The 20,314-nt window shown below is 66.8% G+C and carries 11 protein-coding genes; 2 read left to right on the top strand and 9 right to left on the bottom strand.

Annotation, left to right across the window (positions count from 1 at the left end; genetic code table 11):
- The first annotated feature begins 24 nt into the window (after positions 1-24).
- The gene (locus BLS81_RS10965; RefSeq protein ID WP_093223841.1) at positions 25-1,923 is read left to right on the top strand and encodes an NPCBM/NEW2 domain-containing protein; all 1,899 of its coding nucleotides are present in this window, start codon (positions 25-27) and stop codon (positions 1,921-1,923) included.
- Here BLS81_RS10965 and BLS81_RS10960 read toward each other — a convergent pair.
- The 7 genes from BLS81_RS10960 to BLS81_RS10930 form a co-directional block, all read right to left on the bottom strand.
- A complete protein-coding gene (locus tag BLS81_RS10960; protein WP_143023353.1) occupies positions 1,920-4,013 on the bottom strand; it encodes an O-linked N-acetylglucosamine transferase, SPINDLY family protein in 2,094 nt (697 codons plus the stop codon). The two genes, BLS81_RS10965 and BLS81_RS10960, sit on opposite strands and share 4 nt — an antisense overlap.
- Positions 4,014-4,121: 108 nt before the next feature.
- Positions 4,122-5,198: an alpha/beta hydrolase gene (locus BLS81_RS10955; protein ID WP_093223838.1), complete on the bottom strand. Its 1,077-nt coding sequence runs from the start codon at positions 5,196-5,198 to the stop codon at positions 4,122-4,124.
- A gap of 40 nt (positions 5,199-5,238) precedes the next feature.
- On the bottom strand, positions 5,239-6,702 hold the full coding sequence (locus tag BLS81_RS10950; RefSeq protein WP_256326192.1) for a family 43 glycosylhydrolase: 1,464 nt from the start codon (positions 6,700-6,702) through the stop codon (positions 5,239-5,241).
- Positions 6,702-7,388: an acetylxylan esterase gene (locus BLS81_RS10945; RefSeq protein WP_256326191.1), complete on the bottom strand. Its 687-nt coding sequence runs from the start codon at positions 7,386-7,388 to the stop codon at positions 6,702-6,704. The genes BLS81_RS10950 and BLS81_RS10945 overlap by 1 nt, the downstream gene beginning before the upstream one ends.
- Before the next feature lie 20 nt (positions 7,389-7,408).
- Positions 7,409-8,329 carry an alpha/beta hydrolase gene (locus BLS81_RS10940; RefSeq protein ID WP_093223835.1) on the bottom strand — a complete coding sequence of 307 codons (921 nt, stop codon included), beginning with the start codon at positions 8,327-8,329 and terminating at the stop codon, positions 7,409-7,411.
- Positions 8,330-8,350: 21 nt separating this feature from the next.
- Positions 8,351-10,003: a carboxylesterase/lipase family protein gene (locus BLS81_RS10935; RefSeq protein ID WP_093223833.1), complete on the bottom strand. Its 1,653-nt coding sequence runs from the start codon at positions 10,001-10,003 to the stop codon at positions 8,351-8,353.
- A 399-nt stretch (positions 10,004-10,402) separates the two neighbouring features.
- Positions 10,403-11,743, bottom strand: a complete 1,341-nt coding sequence (locus BLS81_RS10930) for a GntT/GntP/DsdX family permease (protein WP_093223832.1) — start codon at positions 11,741-11,743, stop codon at positions 10,403-10,405.
- Positions 11,744-11,979: 236 nt separating this feature from the next.
- Here BLS81_RS10930 and BLS81_RS10925 point away from each other — a divergent pair, with 236 nt between their 5' ends.
- Positions 11,980-14,982, top strand: coding sequence for a glycosyl hydrolase family 28-related protein (locus BLS81_RS10925; protein WP_093223830.1), 3,003 nt, complete (start codon positions 11,980-11,982; stop codon positions 14,980-14,982).
- 38 nt (positions 14,983-15,020) lie between these two features.
- Here BLS81_RS10925 and BLS81_RS10920 read toward each other — a convergent pair whose 3' ends face one another.
- Both BLS81_RS10920 and BLS81_RS10915 read right to left on the bottom strand, forming a co-directional pair.
- The gene (locus tag BLS81_RS10920) at positions 15,021-17,096 is read right to left on the bottom strand and encodes an alpha-L-arabinofuranosidase C-terminal domain-containing protein (RefSeq protein ID WP_256326190.1); all 2,076 of its coding nucleotides are present in this window, start codon (positions 17,094-17,096) and stop codon (positions 15,021-15,023) included.
- A gap of 67 nt (positions 17,097-17,163) precedes the next feature.
- Entirely contained in the window at positions 17,164-20,139 is a 2,976-nt protein-coding gene (locus tag BLS81_RS10915; RefSeq protein WP_093223829.1) for a TonB-dependent receptor plug domain-containing protein, read from the bottom strand.
- Between the last annotated feature and the right edge of the window lie 175 nt (positions 20,140-20,314).

Here is a 20,314-nt window from a genome sequence, read left to right as displayed (position 1 = left end):
GCGTGCGAACGGGAGGATAGCGGAATGAAGAGGGTTTTCGGTACGGCGCTAGCACTGGCTGCGGTGCTCCCCGGCTTCGCGGCACGAGCGCAGGGCGATCCGCTCGCGCCGACCGGCCGCTGGTCCGCCTATACGTCTGGCCACGCGCAGACCCCGCCGATGGGCTGGAGCAGTTGGAACGCCTTCGCCACCGACATCGACGAGGCCAAGATCATCGGCTCCGCGCAGGCGCTGGTCGACAGCGGGCTCGCCGGCAAGGGGTATCGTTACGTCAATATCGACGATGGCTGGTGGTCGAAGCGCCGCCTCACCGATGGCAATCTCGTCATCCGCACGGCGCGCTTCCCCTCCGCCGTCGCGGGCACCGACCTCCCGACCTTCCGGCCCTTCACGGACCGGGTCCATGCGATGGGGCTCAAGGTCGGCATCTATTCCGATCTCGGCCGCAACACCTGTTCGCAAGCCTATTCGCCTGACGACACCGATCTGCCCAAAGGCACCGTGCAGGAGCGCGAAGTCGGGCTGTACGGGCATATCGACCAGGACATCGCGCTGTTCTTCTCGAGCTGGGGTTTCGACTTCATCAAGGTCGATGGTTGCGGGCTGCGCGCCTATGGTGTCGATAGCGAGAAGGTGAAGTCCGGCGCCTATCGCGCGCTGAAGCCGCTGCTCGACATGGACTCGGTCGCGCGCTCGGACATTCCCGCCGTCCAGGCGCTGTTCCGCCAGATCAACGCAGCCTTGGTCCGCAACAATCCCGATGGCGACTTCCTGCTGTCGTTGTGCATCTGGGGCGCGGGGAACGTGCGCGCCTGGGGCAAGGATTTCGGCAGCCTCTCGCGCACCAGCGATGACATCAACCCGACATGGGGCCGCATGCTCACCAATTTCGACAGCGCCGCCAAGCGCGCGTTTTACGCGCATCCAGGCTCGTGGAACGATCCCGACATGCTGTACATCGGCAAGGGCGATTTCGACGCCAACCATGTCACCGAAGCCCGCTCGCACCTCTCGATGTGGGCGATGATCGACGCGCCGCTGATGATCGGGATGGATCTGCGCAGCGCGCCGAAGGCGCTGCTCGACGTGTTCGGCAACGCCGATGTGATCGCGGTCAACCAGGACGTGGGTGGTCATCAGGCGGTGGTCGCGTTCGACAGCGACGAGGTACAGACCTTCGTCAAGACGCTGAGCACCGGTGACAAGGCGGTGGCGATCTTTAACCGCAGCGCCGCACCCATCGACGTCGATCTCACCGCCGCGCAGATGAAGTTCCGCGCCGACGCCGACGTCGCGCTCACCGATCTGTGGAGCGGCGCGCGCAAGACGTTCCGCGGCATGGCCAAGCTGCACCTCGAGCCGCACCAGACGCTGATGTTCAAGGCGAAGGGCGCGCGGATCCTAGCCGATGGCCTGTACCTTTCCGAACAGCCCGGCAATGTCAATCCGGCGATCGACGGCGTGGTAGAGCCCGCGCCCGACCCGACCATCCACCGTTCCGCGACGGGCTGGCAGGGTACCAAGGGCAGCGGCGAGCGCCCGATCTACGCCGGTTGGGGCGGTGCGCAGGCCGACAGCGCGCCGTACGGCGAGGCGCTCCGTGTCGCCGGCAAGACCTTCGACACCGGCGTGGGCGTGCTCGCCAACTCGCGGCTCGAGGTGCGCAACCAGAACTATCGGCGCTTCGTCGCAACCGTCGGGGTCAATGATTCCGCGCGCAACCGGGCGGCGGTGACCTTCACCGTCTATGGCGACGGCAAGCCGCTCGCGACCAGCAAGCCGCTGGCATGGGGCGATGCCGGGCAGCAGCTCACCGCGGACGTCTCGGGCGTCAAGATCGTCGAACTCGTCGCACGATCGGCGATTGCCGATCCGGCCACGCTGCCGGTGACCTGGGGTGAGGCGGCGCTGCTCTCGCGCTAGGCGCTGCGCTTGGTGGCAAAGGCGACCAGTTCGTCCTGGAGGCGAAGCATCGGGGCGGGGTCGCCGAGCGCACGGTCGGCGGCGCGGCGCAGCGACGCGCGCTGACGCGCCCACGCCGCCTTGTCGCGCACCGCCGCCGCCCAGCCGATCGCACGGTCGACATAGGCATCAGGCGTGTCGGTGATGCCATCTTCGGCGCCGATATCGCGCAGCAGACCCGCCGCCATCCGCTGCCGCAGGAACCGGCCTTCGAGCGTCACGACCGGTAGCCCGCGCTGCACCGCCTGCAGCGCCGTCGTGAAGCCCGAAAAGGCCGGGCAATCCAGATACACGTCCATCGCGTCCAGATAGCCGTTGAACGCGCGCGCGGTCATCCAGGGCGCGACCTTGATGTAGCGATCGGGATCGAGGCCGGCGCGCGCGAACGCCCCTCGCAGACGCGCGACGAGGTGTTCGCCGGCCCAGCGTTGCCGGTTTGGCATGACCAGCCAGAATTCGCACGCCCCGCTGCCCGCGGCGATACGGGTCAGCAGCGAATCGTCGGCGGGATCGAATTTGATCGGCTGCTGGCACACGGCGAACCGGACCACGCCGGGCGTGCGCTCAGGCCCCGGCCAAGGCGCGCTCTGGTCGGCGCGCCACGCGATGCTCACCCCGGTGCGTGGCAAGCGCACCAGCCGCTCGCGATAGTGGCGATCAGCGTCCGGCCCCTCCAGCGCCGCACCGCTGAAGAACAGGTCGATCGTCGGCAGCCCGGTGGTGATCGGATGCCCCCAGGCGGCGGCCTGCACGTCGGCCAGACGCTGGCTCGCCAGCGCCCCGGTTACCGGGTCCATGCCGACTTCCGGGTACAGGATGATGTCCGGGCGATGCGCCGCGATGCGCGCGCGCCACGCCGCGACGCTCCGCTCCCCGCCGACGAAGGTATCGACGTTGGCCGCCGCCCACGCGGTGTGTTCGTCGGTGCGGGCGCCGGTGTGGAACACCGCGACATCGAAGCGCGCCCGGTCGAGATGGATCAGCAAACCTTGCAGGATGACGCGCCAGACCGGATGGTCGCGCACATGCGCGCTGACGATCAGCAGGCGGAGCCGCTCGGGCGGCATCGGTCGATCACGCAAGGTCTGCGGTGCGGCGACGAGATCGCCGTAGCGGCGCAGCGTGTCGGTCAGATCCGCCGGACGATAGGCGAGGTAGAACGGCTGGCTACGCCCGGCCGCGTCGCGCAAGCGTTCGGGATGGGGTGCGGCCCAGGTCGCCAGCGCGTCGAGCGCCGCCGCGAACGCGCCGGGTGTTTCCGCCGCCGCCGCCACGGTGGCCGGGATGATCGGGATCGCGCTCATCGCCAGCGCCAGCCGCGCGTCGCCGTGATCCGGCTGGAGCGCCAGCGCCTGCCGGTATGCCTCCGCCGCGGCCTCGGATCGCCCGGTATCCTGAAGCGCGTTGCCGAGGTTGGCATAGGCGTCGGTATAATCGGGCTTGAGCGCGACGGCGCGCCGGTAGTGTCCCAGCGCGGCCTCGACCTCCTCGCGCGCCACCAGCGCCAGTCCGAGGTTGTTGTGCGCGGCCGCCAGCGTTGGGTCGAGTTCGATCGCCCGCTGATATGCGGCAATCGCAGCTTCGCCCTGGTCGAGGGCGCGCAGGATGTTGCCCCGATTGACGTGCTTGCCGGCGTCGGCCGGCCGCAGCGCGAGCGCGCGGTCGATCGCGGTGAGCGCCGCGTGCGCCTCTCCCTGCTGCGACAGCAGCGCGGCCAGGCTCGCGTGCGCCTCGACGTGATTGGGTTGGAGCCGGACCGCTTCGCGATAGGCCGCGATCGCATCTGCATGCCTGCCGAGCCGGCCAAGCACGTTGCCGTGGTTGTTGTGAAACGCGGCGACACCCGCGTTCTGACCGATCGCACGCCCGATCAGATCACGCGCGGCGTCATCATGACCGCGCTGGTACGCGACGACGCCGAGCAGATGCAGCGCGTCGGCGTTGCGCGGCTCAAGCGCGAGCGCCGCGCGATAGCCTTGCTCGGCCTGCACCAACTGGCCAGTTTGGTGATGCCGCATCGCCGCCGTGAGCAGGTGTCGTGCTTGCGTCATCGCCTCGCCCGGACAGCCGCGCGGCGCGCGCGCGCGCGGCCTGCCCACACTCGTCTCGCGTGGTTCGTTCCTACCATTCGGGCGTGATACCGCGCCGACCGCGCGCGGTCACTTGCTCTTGAGATGCTGGCTGAAGAACGGGAGCACGAACTCCTGCACGCGCGTGGCGACGTTGCTGGTATGCGTGCCCGAATAGATCGTGAAGCTGTTCGCCACGCCGTAATCGTCGAGGATCTGGTGGAGTTTGGCGGCATCGACCTTGAGTCCGTCCTGATCGCCCACATCGATCGCGATCGCGCTGTACCGCTTCAAATTGCCGATATATTGATCGACGAACGCAAGCGGCGCGTTCGCGGCCCATTTCGCCAGTACGTCAGGCTGCGCGACGCCGTTCTTGGTGGGCAGATCGAGATAGAGCGGTGGCGCTTTGGGGTTGGGCGACCATGCCGCGGCGGCGGCAAGCTGGGCGCGCAGCATGAACGGCAGGTTGGCCGATTCCGCTGGCGACTTGAGCGCTTCGAGCGTGGCGGCCGCCTGCGGGTCGGCCGGCCCGGCGGCGCGGGCCGAGAGGCAGCATGGGCTCATCATGTAGATCGCGCCGAACATATCGGGATGCTTCATGCCGATCCGCGCGGTGCCATAGCCGCCCATCGAATGCCCGGCGAGACCACGGCTCTGCCGGTCGGCGATCGTCCGGTAATGCCCGTCGATATAGGTGATCAGGTCGCGCGATATGAACGTCTCGAAGTCGCCGGTGGTGACCGACCGCGAATACATCGAGCCGTTATGCACGGTCTTCGAATCGGGCAGGACGAGGATCATCTCCTTGGCACCCTTGGCGAACGCGCCGGCGCTCGCATCGACGAGGTGGATTTCCTTGCTCCACTGCTCGGCGCCGATCGAATAGCCGTGCAGCGCGTAGACCACCGGATAGCGGCGCTTGGGCGCCTTGGCATAGCTTGGCGGCAGCACCACGAGCACGTCGCGATCCGCCGATTCCCCCTCCAGATTGCCTTCGATCGTCGGGGCATGAACTTTGATGTGTTCGATCGTGACCGGGGGTGCGTTCGGCACGGCAGGGGGCGGATTGGTCGTGACCTGCGCGGAAGCGATCGAAGGCGCACAGGTGGCGAGCGCCAGTGCGAAATGCCAGGCTTTGGGCCGGAAACGGGTCGACGTGTGCATCGGATTGGTTCCTAACGGCGATGGAAGGGCAGGGTGGGGATCATGGCGCCTTGAAGGTCCAGCGGCCTTTGTCGCTCGCCGGGTCGAAGGTCGTGAGCGTCGGCGTGCTTGCCCCGATCGCGACCAGCGCGACATCCGGACGGCTCGCGGATTTGATCTTCGGGGTGATCCGGTACGATCCGTCGGTGAGTTGGTCGATCCGCCACAATTGTTCGGCTGCGCCGGTGAAGGTCGGGGTGGTCACCACCTCGTCGTTGGGCGTTGCCGCGAGCGCGCGTTCGGTGCCGGCGATGACGATCTTGTAATAGGGCGATCCGAAATAGCCGCCCGCATTCGGGGCCGGGGTGATCGTCCACTGCTGATGCGGGCGGATCATATATTCGCCGAGATCGACCGCGATCTTGTCCTTGGGCCATGTCGCCTGATCCTCGGCGAGCGTTTGGTCGGGCAGCGAGACGATCGGCGTGTCGGGCTTCGCGAAGAATGATTTGCGCGGATCGAACGCGATGCGCACGAAGTCCACGTTCACTTGCAGCGCGTTGCCGCTGCGCTCGGATGCGATCTCGTACGTGCCCGGCTTGAGGTTTTCGCCCGCGACCGGCCAGCCGTCACGCCAGAGCAGCGGCTGGATCGCCAGCACGCTGCGCCCGCTGCGGTCCATATCCGCCTCATAGTGCATCGAGAATTTCTGCACGCCGCCGCCGAGGTCGATCAGCCCGAAATGGCCCGGCCCGAAGGTCCGGCCGCGTCCGTCCACCACCAGCTTGCCGCCGCCCTTGAGCAGCGGCACGCCCATATTGTCGAGATACGGCCCCGTCACGCTCTTCGCGCGGCCGACGCGGATATTGTACGAGGAATTCGGCCCGTCGCAGCAGGTGCCGTGCGTGCCGAGCAGGTAATACCAGCCGTCGCGGTACATCAGCGCGGTCGCTTCCATGTCGATCGCGATATCGACGGGCTGGTTGCCGGCCAGCCGCGCGCCGGTTTTGGGGTCGAGTTCGACGAGGCGGATGAAACCGTAATAGGTGCCATAGCTCAACCAGAGCCGACCATCGACGTAAAGAAACGCGGGGTCGATCGCGTCGGCGTTTTCCACGCCGTCGGTGGAGGCAACGACGCCGACGTCGTGAAAGCCGAAATCGGGCGATTTCGGATCGAGCGACTTGGTCCACATCATCTTGATATTGCTGGCGTGGCCGCCGTTCATCCCGCCGCCACCGACCGCATAGGCGACATAAAAGCGGTCGCCGATCTTGATGACATCGGGGGCGAGCCCGCCGCCGGGGCGCTCGCCGCCGCTGTGCCAGATCCAGCCATCCTCGGAGACGAGCCCGCCGCCGCGCGTGCCGAACGTGTAATATTTGCCGTCGGATTCGGTGATGGTCGAGGGATCGTGGATGAACGGCTCGCCCGCGAGTTGCGCGCTTGCGGTGGCGGGCAGCGTCAGCGCGGCGACGAGGCCGGCCGCGGCGGTGGCGAAATGCCGCATGGTCGCTTCTCCCATCATTTCACGTCCACGCTGATGTCGCGGATCGGCTTGCCCGCTTCATCGACGAAGCGCACGCAGAAGTCGCTGAGTCCGGGCCCGTTGATGACCGCGCCGCGCAGCACGTTCCGCCCCTTGGTCAGCGTCAGCCGCGGCGAGAGCATGTCGTCCATCACCATCCGGCGGTCGCCGTACAGCGTCACCGCTTCCTTGCCGTTGAGCCACCACATCGAGGCCGCGTTCGACCCGACCGCGAGCCGCACGTTCTTGATCTCACGCGGGCTGTGTACCACCGTCACCGCCTGGAAGATCACGCCATAGGTCGGCTTGCCGAGCGCGGCGGCGAAGGTGAACAGCTTCACGTCGAACGGCACCGCATCGAACGCATGCCAGCGGAGCGGCGCCCCCGCCGTCACCGTTTCGCCGTCTTTCGGCAGCGCGGTGAACTGGCCGGGGAAATATTGTGTGGTCAGCGCGGTGCGGACGTAGCTGTTGGTGAAGCCCGAATTGCTGCGGTGGGGCTTGACGATCGGTTCCAGCAGCAACCAGCGCTGGAGGAATCCGTCCGCGTCGGGCGCCTTCGCTGCGCCGGCCGCCGGTTGGAAATACGGTGCGAGGCTGGGCGGGGTGGGGGAGTCGGCGTCGGCCGCACTCGCCAAACCCAGCCACGCCAACGCCACCACGATCGGCACTGCTTTGGTCATCTTCCGCATCCTTCCGGTGTTCACCGCCGCGCGAGCAGTCCGTTGCTGTCGAGCCACTGCATCATCGCTTCGAACCATCCGGTGCTGGTGGTGCCGCTCTTGCCGAGCCCGAAGCCGTGGCCGCCATGTTCGTAGAGATGGAACTCGACCGGGCGGTTGGCCTTCTGCCATGCGTCGATCAAGCCGAAGCCCTTGTGCGCGAACAGCGGATCGTCGCTGGCCAGCGCGGCGAACATCGGCGGCGCATCGGCGGGCACCGGCACGGCTTCCATCGACCCATAGATTGGCGCGATAAAAGCCGGCTTGGTGTCGGGCGCGGCAAGTGCCACCGCCATCGTCGTCATCGCGCCCGCCGAAAAACCGATCATGCCTATCCGGGTCGGATCGACTCGCCACGCGGCGGCGCGGCTCCGCACCAGCGCGAAGGCAGCGCGCGCATCGGCGATCTGGTCAGTGAGACCGGCGATGGCATCCTCGGGCTTGAGCCGCGAGTCCGACCGGCCCGCGCTCGCGAACATCGCCCCCACCGCCTGTTCGAACTGCGGCATCCCCGCCGGGGTCGGCTTGAGCCGGTATTTGAGCACGAACGCGGCGATGCCGCGCGCGGCGAACGCCTTGGCGACGCGCCAGCCTTCGTTCTCCATCGACAGCATCAGGAAACCGCCGCCCGGCGCGACGATCACCGCCGCGCCCGTCGCCTTGGCCGGATCTGGCAGGAACGGAGTGAGGGTGGCGGTGCTGACGTTGCGCGTCATCGCCACGCCATATTGGCTGAACCATGCCTCCGGCGCGGTCGAACCGGTGACGCCGCCGGTGTTAAGCACGATCGCGCCCGGCTCGGCGGGCGCGGCCATCGGCGTCATCCGCGCGTCTTGCGCGACCGCCGGCACCGTAACGGCAAACAGCCCGGCCGCCAGCACGCCACTGCGAAATGCTCTCATCCTTCGTCCCCTTCTTCTGTCTCAGTCCAGCAGGACACGGCGCGGCGTGCCTTCGGGGTCATCGACCATCCGGCACTGGCTATCGAACACCATCGTCTGGCAGCGCGTCGGGTCCGTTGGCGTCCAGGGGAGGCCGGGCTGGCTGGGGTTGCCGGTCCGCGCGAAGTTCGCCCAGGCGGTCGCCATCGTCCGCGCCAGCCGCTGCGCGTCGGGCGTGTTGCCGGTGCCCTGATCGCAGCGCGCCGTATTGTCGAAGCAGAACGCGAGCTCGGCGGTGTGCCACGCGCCTGCAACCCCATCGAGCTGCGGCGACTGCCACTGGAACAGATATTGATACACCGGCGCGGCGCGCTGCGCATATTTGAGCGCGACCATGCTCTGCACCCGGTTGCGGGCCGACAGCCCCTGCACGCCGTAGGACAAGGTGCGAATGGCCTTTTCGGGATGCGCCTGTTTCATAGCCGCGATCAGCGCATCGGCTTTGGCCGCGCCCATCTGCTTGGTCAGGTCAGCGCGCCACTCGGCTTCGCTCGGGTTCGACCCGAAGCGCATCCCTTCCTCGCTGACGTTGCCGATGATGACCGGGATGTCGCGCGAAACCTCCGGCGCGACCTCGGAGAAGGAGCGCACGTCGATGACCTTGCCGTCGAGCGTAGGCCCCCAACCGACCCTAGGCGTCGCCGAGGGACCGGGTGGGCCGCGCATCGGGCCGTTGATGTCGGTGGCGACCTTGTTGCCCGTATCGTAGAGCGTCTTCCAGTCCGCCTTCTGCAACGCGCCCATATCCCTAGCGCCCAGTTCGCGGATCAGCCGCCGTGAGAATTCGCGCGATTGCTCCGCCGCGGGGATCGCGCCGCCGCCCCCCGACTGGACCGCCGCCCGGTGGATCAGGCCCTTGCCGCTGCGCATGCCGAGCAACGTGGTGACCTTGGACCCGCCGCCCGATTGGCCGTAGATCATCACCTTATCGGGATCGCCGCCGAACGCGGCGATATTCTCCTGAACCCAACGCAAAGCGGCGACGCAGTCGGTCATGCTGACGTTGACCGACTTCTCATAGGCGCTGCCGCCGACGTCGGTGAGATCGAGGAAACCAAGCACGTTGAGCCGATGGTTGATCGACACCTGCACCACATCATGGTGCCGCGCCATCTGCGCGCCGTCGTGCGAGGCGAGTTCGTAGGACGAGCCGAAACTGTATCCGCCGCCGTGGAAATACACCATTACCGGGCGGTTTCCGCTCAGCGACGGCGTCCAGATGTTGAGCTTGAGCATGTCCTCGCCGAGGAAGCCGTCGTCCCATTGTTGCAGGAACGTGTGCTCGACCGCGCGGAAGCTGTGCAGCGTCTGCGGGCAGTTCGCGCCATACGCGAGCGCGGGATAGTCCTCGGTCCAGCGCTTGGGTGGTTTGGCCGGCAGCCAGCGGTTCTCGCCCGAGGTGTCATCGCCGTACGGTATGCCCTTGAAGGTGAAGACGCCCCCCGAGACATAGCCGCGCACCGGGCCATATTGCGTCTTGGCGATCGCACTGTGCGGCGTGGAACAGCTTCCCGCCGCCGGTGGCGCGGCGCGCCCCGCCGATACCGCGATCGGCGCTGCTGCCAGTCCGGCGCCCGCTAGCGCCGAGCCCAACAGCGCCTCGCGGCGGCCCAACAGCATGTCTGTCCGGATCATGCATCCCTCTCCCCATGTCGGCCGCTCGGTGGATGGCGGCTTGTCGTTGTCGTTTGGAACTGGTGGCCGCTCATCCGCCCCAAAAGGTTGGGGTGCCAACGTGGCACCCCTTAGGTGGGGGAAGAACAGAAACGGCAAAACGGATCGAGGCGACGCGGGCGCGAGGATGCAAGGTTCGGATGTCGGTACGGCGAAGCAATGTGTTCATACTCCTCCCCGAACGCGGCACCTGTTCTGGCTTCGTTACGCGCGTGACACAGGACTTGCGTCGCCCTGTTGATGATGATGGTATCGCTATCAAATTTTGTCCGCAAGCGCTTTCTCAACATGATCTTTTAATGGGCCGGGCGAGGCAACTCGGCACTATGATAGCGGTCTCGTCAAAGGCCTAGCGACGCGTCAGACCACGTAACTCAGCGCGAACACACCAGCGAGACCCGCCACCGATATGACCGTCTCGACCATCGACCAGGTCCGAAACGTGTCGGGGGTCGACGTGCCGACATAGCTCTTCACCAGCCAGAAGCCCGGATCGTTGACATGGCTGAAGAACACCGATCCGGCGCCGATCGCCAGCACCGTCAGCTCAGGCGATACGCCCGAAGCGGCGACGACGCCCGGCATGATGCCCACGGCGGTGATCGTCGCGACCGTCGCCGATCCGGCCGCAAGCCGTATCGCGACCGCCACCAGCCAGCCGAGCAGCAGCGGCGACACCGGATAGGCGAGCACCAGACGCGCGAGCAGATCGGACAGCCCCGCCGAGACCAACACCTGCTTGAGCGCACCGCCCGCGCCGATCGCGAGCAGAATCGCACCCGCGCCGCCCATCGTCTCGTGCCACACCGCGTCCTGCACGACCGCCTCGGCCAGCCGCCGCCCAAATAGCAGTGGCAAGGCGAGCAGGTTGGTGACCAGCAGTACCAGCACAGGATTGCGCGCCGCCCCCAGCAGGGCCGAGCCTGCGACGGCGGGCACGAGCTGCCCCAGCTCGCCGATCCCGATCAGCAGCACCGGCAACACCACGATCAGCAGCGAGACCGCGCGTGGCGGCGGTGTCAGATCCAGCGTGTGGTCGCTCAACACGCTCGGCGTGAGCCGGACGCCGGGCGCGACGATCCGCGCCAGCAACGGGCCGGCCAGCACCGCCACGGGAACGGCGAGGAGGATGCCGTACACCATCGTCAGGCCTAGGCTCGCATGCAGCGCCTCGACCGCCAGCAGCGGCCCCGGATGCGGCGGCACGAGCGCGTGAACCACGCCGAGCCCGGCCAGTGCCGGCATGATGAGCCGCAGCTTGGCGGCGTCATTGTCCTTTTCGTGCGGCATCGCCTCGGCGGCGGCGACCACGATCGGCAGCAGCAGCACCAGCCCGGTTTCGAAGAACAAGGGCAAGCCGATGATGATGGCGACCCCGAGCGTCGCCCACGGCGCTGCGCGAACGCCGGTCATGCGGAGGGCACTGGCCGCCAACGACGCCGCTGCGCCCGACAGATGGAGCATCGCACCCAGCGACAGCCCGAGCGCGACCACCAGACCGGTGCCGCCGATGATATCGCCGACGCCTTTCTGCACGGCCTTGCCGGTATCGGCGAGCGGCAGCCCCGCGAACAGCCCCACCGCGAACGCGCCGCACAACAGGCCGATGAAAGGGTGCAGCCGCACCCGCACGATCAACATCACGGACAGAACGATGCCCGCGACCGCCGCGATCACCAGCCGCCAGTCTTCACCGCTCATACGAAGCTACGCCGCCGGGCACATCGAATCGCCATCCATCCCCTCCATCCGTCGCGCGAGCTATATCGCCGGCCAGCCCATGTTTCGCGCTATGATTGCGCATTTACGACCATATGTCATGTTTACGTTAACATCCCTCGCTGCTACGGGGAAGTGGTTCGATCGACTGTGAAATCCGCAGCGCATCGCTGGTGCCGTTCGGCCCGCGCATCCGCGTGGCGCGGCGATTTGGGAGGATGACGATGAAGGCAGCGTTTCTGGTCGGCACGATGCTGGCCGCAATGGCGCCGACTGTTGCGGCGGCGCGTTCCACCTCGGTGTACCAGTCGCTTCCCGCCGATCCGCGCGCGGTGATCGTCAAGGGCGTCGGCGACGGGCGCGTGGACGATACCGCCGCGCTGCAACAGGCGATCGACGCCGCCGCCGCGCCGAACGCCGGCGGCCTGGTCTTCGTCCCGTCCGGACGCTACCGGATCAGCCGCAGCATTCTGCTGCGCTCGGGCGTGCGCGTGTTCGGTGTGGGCAAGACGCGGCCCGTCATCGTGCTCGGGGACAACACGCCCGGTTTCGCCAGCGGCATCGGTGCGATGGTCGCGTTCACGGGTGAAGACCAGTTCCGTTCGGGCAAGCCGGCGGTGCCGCCGCGGACGACCGTTCCGTTCGATCCGACGATCTTCGATGCAACGCAGACGACCTTCTATTCCGCGCTCTCGAACGTCGATTTCGAGATCGGCGAGGGCAATGCCGGCGCGGTCGCGGTTCGCTTCCGTGTCGCGCAGCACGCCTATCTGCGCCACATCGACTTTCACCTCGGGTCGGGGTTCGCGGGCGTCTATCAGGTCGGCAACGCCTGCGAGGATCTGCATTTCTACGGCGGGCGCTACGGCATCGTCACCGAGAAGACCGCGCCGATGTGGCCGTTCACGCTGCTCGATTCGACGTTCGAAGGGCAGCGCGACGCGGCGATCCGTGAGCATGAGGTCGGGCTGACCTTGGTCAACGTCGCGATCCGCGACACGCCGGTCGGGATCGAGATCGACCGGGGCTATTCGGACTTCCTGTGGGGCAAGGACGTCCGCTTCGAGAATATCGCCAAGGCGGGCGTGCTGATCTCGAACGAGAAGGACGTCCACACCAAGATCGGCTTCGACAACGCCGTCGCGCAGAACGTGCCGGTGTTCGCGCGGATGCGGGAGAGCGGTACTGTGGTGGCGGGGGCGGGTGCTCGCTACCGCGTGCGCGATTTCTCCTACGGGCTGAAGCTCGCCGGCCTCGGGCAGATGGGGGAATATGCCACCGACGCCGATATCGTCCCGCTCACGCGCATGCCCACCGCGCCCGCGCCGGCGATCCGGGCGATGCCGCCGGTTTCCGCTTGGGCGAACGCACATGATCTCGGCGCGAAGGGCGATGGTGAGGCCGACGATACCGCAGCGCTCCAGCGCGCGATCGACACGCACCGCGTGCTCTATTTGCCGGCCGGGCGCTACCGCCTCACCGACACGCTCAAGCTGCGGCCGGATAGCGTGCTGATCGCGCTCCACCCGGCACGCACGCGGCTGTTCCTGCGCGACGATACCCCCGCCTTCGCCGGTGTCGGCAGTCCCAAAGCGCTGCTGGAAAGCGCGAAGGGCGGCGATGCGATCGTCTCCGGGCTGGGGTTGTGGGCCGGTAGCATCAATCCCCGCGCATCTGCATTGGTGTGGAAGGCGGGTGCCGCCTCGATGGTCAACGACGTGCGGATCGAAGGCCCCGTGCTTCGCGACGGCACGATGCAGGCGCGCCCCGGCGATCCGCGCGTGCGCCAGGACGGGCAACCGGCGAGCATCTGGGTGACCGACGGCGGTGGTGGCACGTTCGCGGCGATCTGGTCGCCCAACACGCTCGCGTCGGCGGGTTTTCGCGTCTCGGACACCACCACCCCGGGCCATGTCTACGAACTCTCCGCCGAGCACCACTATCGGCATGAAATCGTGCTCGAGAATGTCGCGAACTGGGAGTTCCTCGGCCCGCAGACCGAGCAGGAGGTTCGCGACGGCGTCAACGCAGTCTCGACCGAGTTTCACGACACGCGCAACATCCTGTTCGCGAACTTCCACTCGTACCGCGTGACGCGCACCGCCAAGCCGATGGACACGGCGATCCGGCTGTTCAACTCAGGGGACATCCGCTTCCGCAACGTGCAGGTGAACGCCGAAAGCGGTTTCGCGAGCTGTGACACCAAGGGCTGCGGCACGTTCGCGCGGGCGAGCAAATATCCGTTCGACAGTGCGATTACCGACATGACTCGCCAGCAGCAGGTGCGTGAACGCGATTTCGCCAAGCTCGACGTGCCGGCCGCGCCCGGTGCCGCCGCGACGGCAAGCGCCGTGCCGGTCACCCAGGGCGTCGAGAAGCTCGCTGACGGCTTCTACTCGATCGCCGGCGCAGCGACGGATGCGAAGGGCAAGCTGTACTTCATCGACCGCTTCTTCAACCGCATCCACGGCTGGTCGCGGGCGGGCGGGCTGGAGACGATCGCCGATCTGCCGCTCGATCCGGTCAGCCTCGCGGTCGATCGCTCGGGCGACCTGATGGTGCTGTCCTCGGCCGGTCGCGATGGGACGGTGTACAGCATCGATCCCGCCAAGCCGGCGGCCGTGCGGGTGATCGCGCCGACGCCGGCCCGGCCGCATCCGTCGGCCACCACGCTGCTGCCGGGCAACGTCTGGGCGAACGGTGAGTTCGACGATCGCATCGATCCGAAAACCTACACCTATCCGACGCTCGCCGATTTCTTCACCACGAAGATGGGCGAGGCCAAGCCGCAGGAATATGTCTCGCCCGACGGCTCACTGGTGCTGCCGGCGTTTCGCGTGTGGAACCAGGGGCCGGACGACCAGCAAGGCTGGCGCTGGTCCGATCCGCTCGATGCCTACGGCCTCGTCGGCGCAGCGCCGGGTGCGCGCGTCACGCTGACCAACGCCTCGGAGAACCGCACCTACAGCGGTCTGGTCGGGGCGGGCGGGAGCGTCACCGACCTCAAGATCGTCGCGGATCGTGGCGGCGAGAGTGTCGCACGGGGCGCGGATGGGACGCTGTACGTCGCGAACGGGCAGGTGTTCGTCTATGCGCCCAGCGGCGCGCTGCTCCGCCGTATCGACGTGCCCGAGCGCCCGCTGCAACTGGTGCTCGGCGGCCGCGACGGCCGCACGCTGTTCATCCTAACCCACCACGCGCTGTTCGCGACCGAGGTGTGAAGGGGAAGCGGGCGGCGATGGAGCGCCGCCGCCCGCGCTCACCGCAGCGGCAGTTCGTAAATCGCCGCAGAGGTGGCCGGCACGACCAGCCCGCGCGCCGCGCCGCTGACCTTGGCTTCGCGGATCGTCACGCCCGCAGGCGCGCCCACCTTGTTCTCGGCGGTGAGCGCCTTGCCACCCAGCAGCCAACGCGTCCCGCCGCCGCGCAGCGTCGCGCCAGCGAGCGAAAGAGTCAGCCGCTGCGGCTGATAGGTCGCGTTGACCACGCCGACACGCAGCGTCTTGCCGTCGGGGGAGAGCCCCGCGATCACGTCGAGCGGGTAGGTCGGGCTGCCCGCCACCACCTTGGGATGGGCATAGCCGACCGGGTATTTCGGCTCGGGCTGCGGTGATGATCCGTCAACCGCGACCGGAATCGTGCCCGCGCCGAAATGCTCGCCGAACAGCTTGAACACCATGCCGGTCGCGTTGAGCGTCGCATCAGTCGGGGTGATGTCCATCGTCGAGACGCCGGTGGTGAACGCCGCCATCTTGAGGAAGTCGGTGTGGCGCAGCATCTCCTGCAACACCGTCGCATAGGCGAGCGATGACTTCAGCGTCGGCGGCCCAGCCATATAGGCATATTCGTCGATCGACAGGAACACGCCCGAATCGCGCAGCTTGGGGAAGCGTTGCTGGTAGATGCCCCATTCGAGCGCCTCCATGCGGACATGGTTCGACGGCGAGCGCACGAACTCCATCAGTTCGTCCTCGCGCGGCGCGTTGGGGCGCTCCTCGGCGCGATCGTACCAATGTTCGGTGATGCCCTGGAAGGTGCCCCAGGATTTGGCGAACAAGCCGCCCGTCCAGTCTTCCTCTGTACCGAACTTGGGCTGGATGCTCTCCAGCGAGGAATTCTGCTTCACGCCCTTGGGGTGAAGCTGGTCGGGCATCGCGCCCGAGGCGATCAGCACGATCGACGGATCGCGCGCGCGCATCTTGGCGGCGAAATCGTTGTGCTTGATCGTGTAGTAATCCAGCGAAGTCTTGCCGATCTGCCACCAGCCAAACGGCTCGTTGCCGATGTTCCACCATTTCACGCCATATGGCTCGGCATGGCCGTTGGCGGCGCGCTTGGCGCCCCAGTCGGTGGTCGCCGCACCGTTGAGATACTCGACCTCCTCGGCGGCGGAATTGGCGTCGCCCAGCCCGGCGTTGACGGTGACATAGGGTTCGACGCCGATGATCCGGCACAGGTCCATCCACTCGTCCATGCCGAGATCGTTGGTCTGCATCGCGCTCCACGCATGGTCGAACATCGGCGGACGTTTGTCACGCGGGCCGAGCGCCTCGTGCCAGTCCCAGTCGGACAGGAAGTTGCCGCCCGGCAGCCGCCAGAAGCCAGAGTTGAGCGACTTGGCGATCGCCGTGGTGTCGGCGCGCCAGCCGTTGATATTGTCCGCCGGCATCAGCGAGACCGCGCCAATCCGGAAACGCCCGGTGCCAGTGCCCGTGATCTCCAGCCGCGCATCCTTGGTGTCGGCGGTGGGAGTGAACGCGAAATCGGCCTGATGCCAGTCGCCAGCGGCGGAGGGCAGGGCGATGCTTTGCCGGTCCTCCGGTCGCGAACCCCAGACCAGCGCCACCGTCACCGCCGCGCCGGCATCGCCGCTGATCCACAGGTGCCCGGTATAGCGCTTGCCCCGAGCCACGCCGATGCCGTCCTGGCTCAGCCCGCGCGGGGTTGCGCCTCCGACGGCCACGCTCGCGCTCTGGGTGCCGACATAGGGTGCGGTCGTGTCCATCGTCACCGCATCATCGCCGCCGATCGGCCGCCATTTGCGATAGGTCACGCCGGGGCGGCCCTCGGCGTTGAGCGGCGGTGGCGTGTCGCGCGAGGCGGGAACGACGGGATAATAGAATTTGCGGTCGTCGAGCAGTTCGGCCCACAGCGTGCGATTGACCAGCCCGCCGATCGGCTCGATGAACATGCCATATTCGTGCGGGCTGACCGGCGTCGCGCGCCGCGCCGTGTCGATCCGAACCACCACCGGCTTTGGTGCCGCCGGCGCTGCGGCGACGGGGGCGCCCGTCATCAGAGCGGCGATCGAGGCGGTCGCAAGCATTGCTTTCATGGTCGTCATCCCATCAAGACAAAAAAAGGGGCGCGGCGGAAAGCCGCGCCCCATCAGAGGGGGGAGGTTACATCTTGAAGCGGACGCCCAGACGGAAGGTGCGGCCGAGCTGATCGTACAGCGACGGGTTGTTGAAGATCGTCGACGGTGCCGGATCGACATCGAACATATTGTCGATCTTGAAGTAGGCGGTGAAGTCCTTGGTGATATTGTAGCTGCCGCCCACGTCCATGTAGAAGCGGCCCGGATAGAAGTTGTTGTCGATCGTCGGGTGGTTGTTGTTTGAAACCGGGCAGGAACCGGCTTGGCAGACGATGTACTTGTTGCCGTAGGTGCCGTTGCTGAACCAGCGCTCCTGAAGCAGGAACGAGAACGAGTCGGTGTCGTAGCTCTGGACCGCCAACCACTTCCAGTTCGGCGTGTTGCCGGTGTTGTCGCCGGCCGAGTCGATCGGAATGGTGCCGGGCAAGCCGGTGTCGGTGACGAACTTCATCACGTGCGTGGCGAGCGCGCGCACCGTGAAATTGCCCGGCAGACCGAGCGGACGCTGCCAGCGATAGCTGGCTTCGATGTCGAAGCCCTCGGTGTCGATCGAAGCGAGGTTGAACGACTGCACATTGATGAAGGTCTGGCCGTTGGCGGGGTTCAGGTTGAACGCGCTGCAGGTCGAGGTGAGGATGTTCTGGAAGCAGAAATTGACGATATCGTTCGCGCTCAGGCCCGAGATGACACCATCGATCTTGATCTTGTACCAGTCGAACGACAGGTTCAGGCCCGGCAGCCATTTCGGATTGGCCAGGGTGATGCCAGCGGTCGTGTTGCGGGCGATTTCCGGCTTCAGCGCGGTGTTGCCGATCTGGTTCTGAACGACCAGCACGTTGGTCTTCGTGTACGGATCGAAGAAGTTCGGCAGCGTCTGCGTGACGGGTGCCGCGAACAGTTCGGACAGGTTGGGCGCACGCACGTCACGCGAGGTGACGGCGCGGATACGCAATCCGTCGATCGGCAGCGCCCAGGTGCCGCCGATCTTCCACGCCCACACCGTACCCGAGGTGCTGTAATCGGTGATGCGCACCGCACCGTTCAGGTTCGCCTTGCCGAGCGCTTCCGAGTCGGCGAGCGGCACGTTCGTCTCGATGAAGCCTTCCTTGACGCTGTAAGCGCCGTGACCGTTCTTGTACGTGCCGGCATACCAGTTGCCATTGCCGCTGGCGTTCAGGATCGGATCGGCCGGATAGTCGCTGTTGGCCGGCGTGTTGGCGAAGCCCGCGCCGTACGGATCGGCGGTGACCTTGTAGAATTCATGACGGAACTCGCCGCCGAACGCGATCGAGAGCGGTCCTGCCCAGGTGCTGAACGGCGAGCCCGAGAAGTTGAGGCTCAGCACGTCCTGCGTCTGGCGGGTGCGCTGGTACGGGCCGTTATCCGGCATGATGTACTTCAGAGACTGGGCGGACGGGTTGCCGCCGAAGACGTTGAGCGGCTGGCAGCCGTTCGCGCGCGCGACGGGGTCGCGGCACACGATCGCACCGCCCAGCGAGATCGCATCGATCGCCTTGTTGAAGCGCGGGGTGAGCAGGATGTTGTTGACGTCAACGTTGGTATAGTTCGTGCCGTGCTCGCCGTAGATGTCGTACGACCATTCGCTGCCCGCGACCGCCACGCGGCCTTTCGCGCCGCCGACGAAGCGATACTGACGGCGATTGGTATAGACGCGCGTGTTACCAAGGGCGGCATTGCTGGTGCCGAACTGGAAGTTGGTGATGTTCGCGGTCCGGCACGCATCCGAAATCGCGGTGGGCAGGAACGCATTGTCGCACTGAATGGTGAGACCCGGCCTATTCATGCCGTTGACAGGCTGGTTGTTGGTCTTGACCTGGCCGACGTTGACGGTCGCGTACAGTTCGTTGTCAGGCGCGATATCGAACCCGACGCGGGTGTAGCCGCCTACGCGCTGGAGCGCCGACTGAAGCGAACGGCCCACATCGACGTTGCCCGACAGATCGCCGCCGAGGCAGAAGCCGCCATAGCAACCGTTCACGCCGCCCGCCGGCAAGCGCGTCGGCACGCCGTTCGAGCCATACTGGAACTGGAACGGTCGGCCCGACTGGTCGAACGCGATGCCCTGGAGCGGGCCGCCGGTGATGAGGCCGTATTTGGCGAAGCTGTTCGACTGAACGTTGTTGCGGATGATGAACTGCGGCGATCCGTCGTTGAGCACGCCGCGATCGATCATCGAGGTCTGGTCGAACCACTTGCGACCGCCCGCCATTTTCAGGCCGAAGTCGCCGCCATCGACGCCTTGGTCATGGGCATATTCGCCGCTGGCGACGACATGCAGACGGCCATCGAGGAAGCTGTGGCCGACCGCCAACTGCGCCAGGATCTGCTTGTTGTCGCCATAGGTGGTGATACCGCCCTGGAGATTGCCCTTGATGCCGGTGAAGCGCGTGTCGGTGATGAAGTTGACCACGCCGCCGACCGCGTCCGAGCCGTAGGAGGCCGAGGCGCCGCCGTTGACGACATCGACGCGCTGGACCAGCAATTGCGGGAACAGGCTGACGTCGGGCACGCCGGTCACGTTCGCGCCGACGACGCGCTGGCCGTCAAGCAGCGTCAGCGTGCGGATCGCGCCCACACCGCGCAGCGAGAACGAGCTGAGGCCCTGCTGGCCGCTCGACGTGCTGAACGTGTTGACCTGCGTGCCGGTCGAGCCTTGCAGCGACGGCAACTGCGCGATCGTGTTGAAGATGTTCGGCTGCGCGTTCTGCGCGATGTCCTGCGCGCTGATCACCGTCGTCGGTGTGGGCGCGGTGAAGCCGCGCGTCGCGATGCGCGAGCCGGTTACGACGATGTCGCGTGCGGCGGAGTCGGACTGGGCGGGCGTCTGCGCGTCGAGCGTCGCGGGCGCTTCCGCAGCGGGTTCCGGGGCCGATTGCGCCGGTGCTTGCGCGAACGCCGGCAAGGGCAGACAGGCGATGACCGCCGCCAACGATGCGCCACGCAATAGGGATGAGCGGCAATCCAAAGCTTTCAACGACATGTATATCTCCCCTGGCCTGTAAGGCGTGTTTCTTGCTTCTTCCGGACGCGAAACCGAGGACCGGAGCGGTTGGTGATTCTGCACCGCGCGGACGTCAGCCGCGCGCCTGCGCTTGCATCTTCGCCGATTCGCCGTGAGGCGATCGCGGTCACTTGATCGGGCGTGACAGCGTAGC

Source organism: Sphingomonas sp. NFR15, assembly GCF_900103265.1.
GTDB classification, from domain to species: Bacteria; Pseudomonadota; Alphaproteobacteria; order Sphingomonadales; family Sphingomonadaceae; genus Sphingomonas; species Sphingomonas pollutisoli.
Note: the sequence above shows the minus strand (reverse complement) of the source record. Positions and strands in the feature narration are given on the sequence as shown.

Bases quoted from the DNA above. Each gene is read 5' to 3' on its own strand.
- BLS81_RS10960 (WP_143023353.1), bottom strand. From the start codon at position 4,013: ATGACGCAAGCACGACACCTGCTCACGGCGGCGATGCGGCATCACCAA.
- BLS81_RS10915 (WP_093223829.1), bottom strand. From the start codon at position 20,139: ATGTCGTTGAAAGCTTTGGATTGCCGCTCATCCCTATTGCGTGGCGCA.
- BLS81_RS10920 (WP_256326190.1), bottom strand. From the start codon at position 17,096: ATGAAAGCAATGCTTGCGACCGCCTCGATCGCCGCTCTGATGACGGGC.
- BLS81_RS10930 (WP_093223832.1), bottom strand. From the start codon at position 11,743: ATGAGCGGTGAAGACTGGCGGCTGGTGATCGCGGCGGTCGCGGGCATC.
- BLS81_RS10945 (WP_256326191.1), bottom strand. From the start codon at position 7,388: ATGACCAAAGCAGTGCCGATCGTGGTGGCGTTGGCGTGGCTGGGTTTG.
- BLS81_RS10935 (WP_093223833.1), bottom strand. From the start codon at position 10,003: ATGATCCGGACAGACATGCTGTTGGGCCGCCGCGAGGCGCTGTTGGGC.
- BLS81_RS10965 (WP_093223841.1), top strand. From the start codon at position 25: ATGAAGAGGGTTTTCGGTACGGCGCTAGCACTGGCTGCGGTGCTCCCC.
- BLS81_RS10925 (WP_093223830.1), top strand. From the start codon at position 11,980: ATGACGATGAAGGCAGCGTTTCTGGTCGGCACGATGCTGGCCGCAATG.
- BLS81_RS10940 (WP_093223835.1), bottom strand. From the start codon at position 8,329: ATGAGAGCATTTCGCAGTGGCGTGCTGGCGGCCGGGCTGTTTGCCGTT.
- BLS81_RS10955 (WP_093223838.1), bottom strand. From the start codon at position 5,198: ATGCACACGTCGACCCGTTTCCGGCCCAAAGCCTGGCATTTCGCACTG.
- BLS81_RS10950 (WP_256326192.1), bottom strand. From the start codon at position 6,702: ATGGGAGAAGCGACCATGCGGCATTTCGCCACCGCCGCGGCCGGCCTC.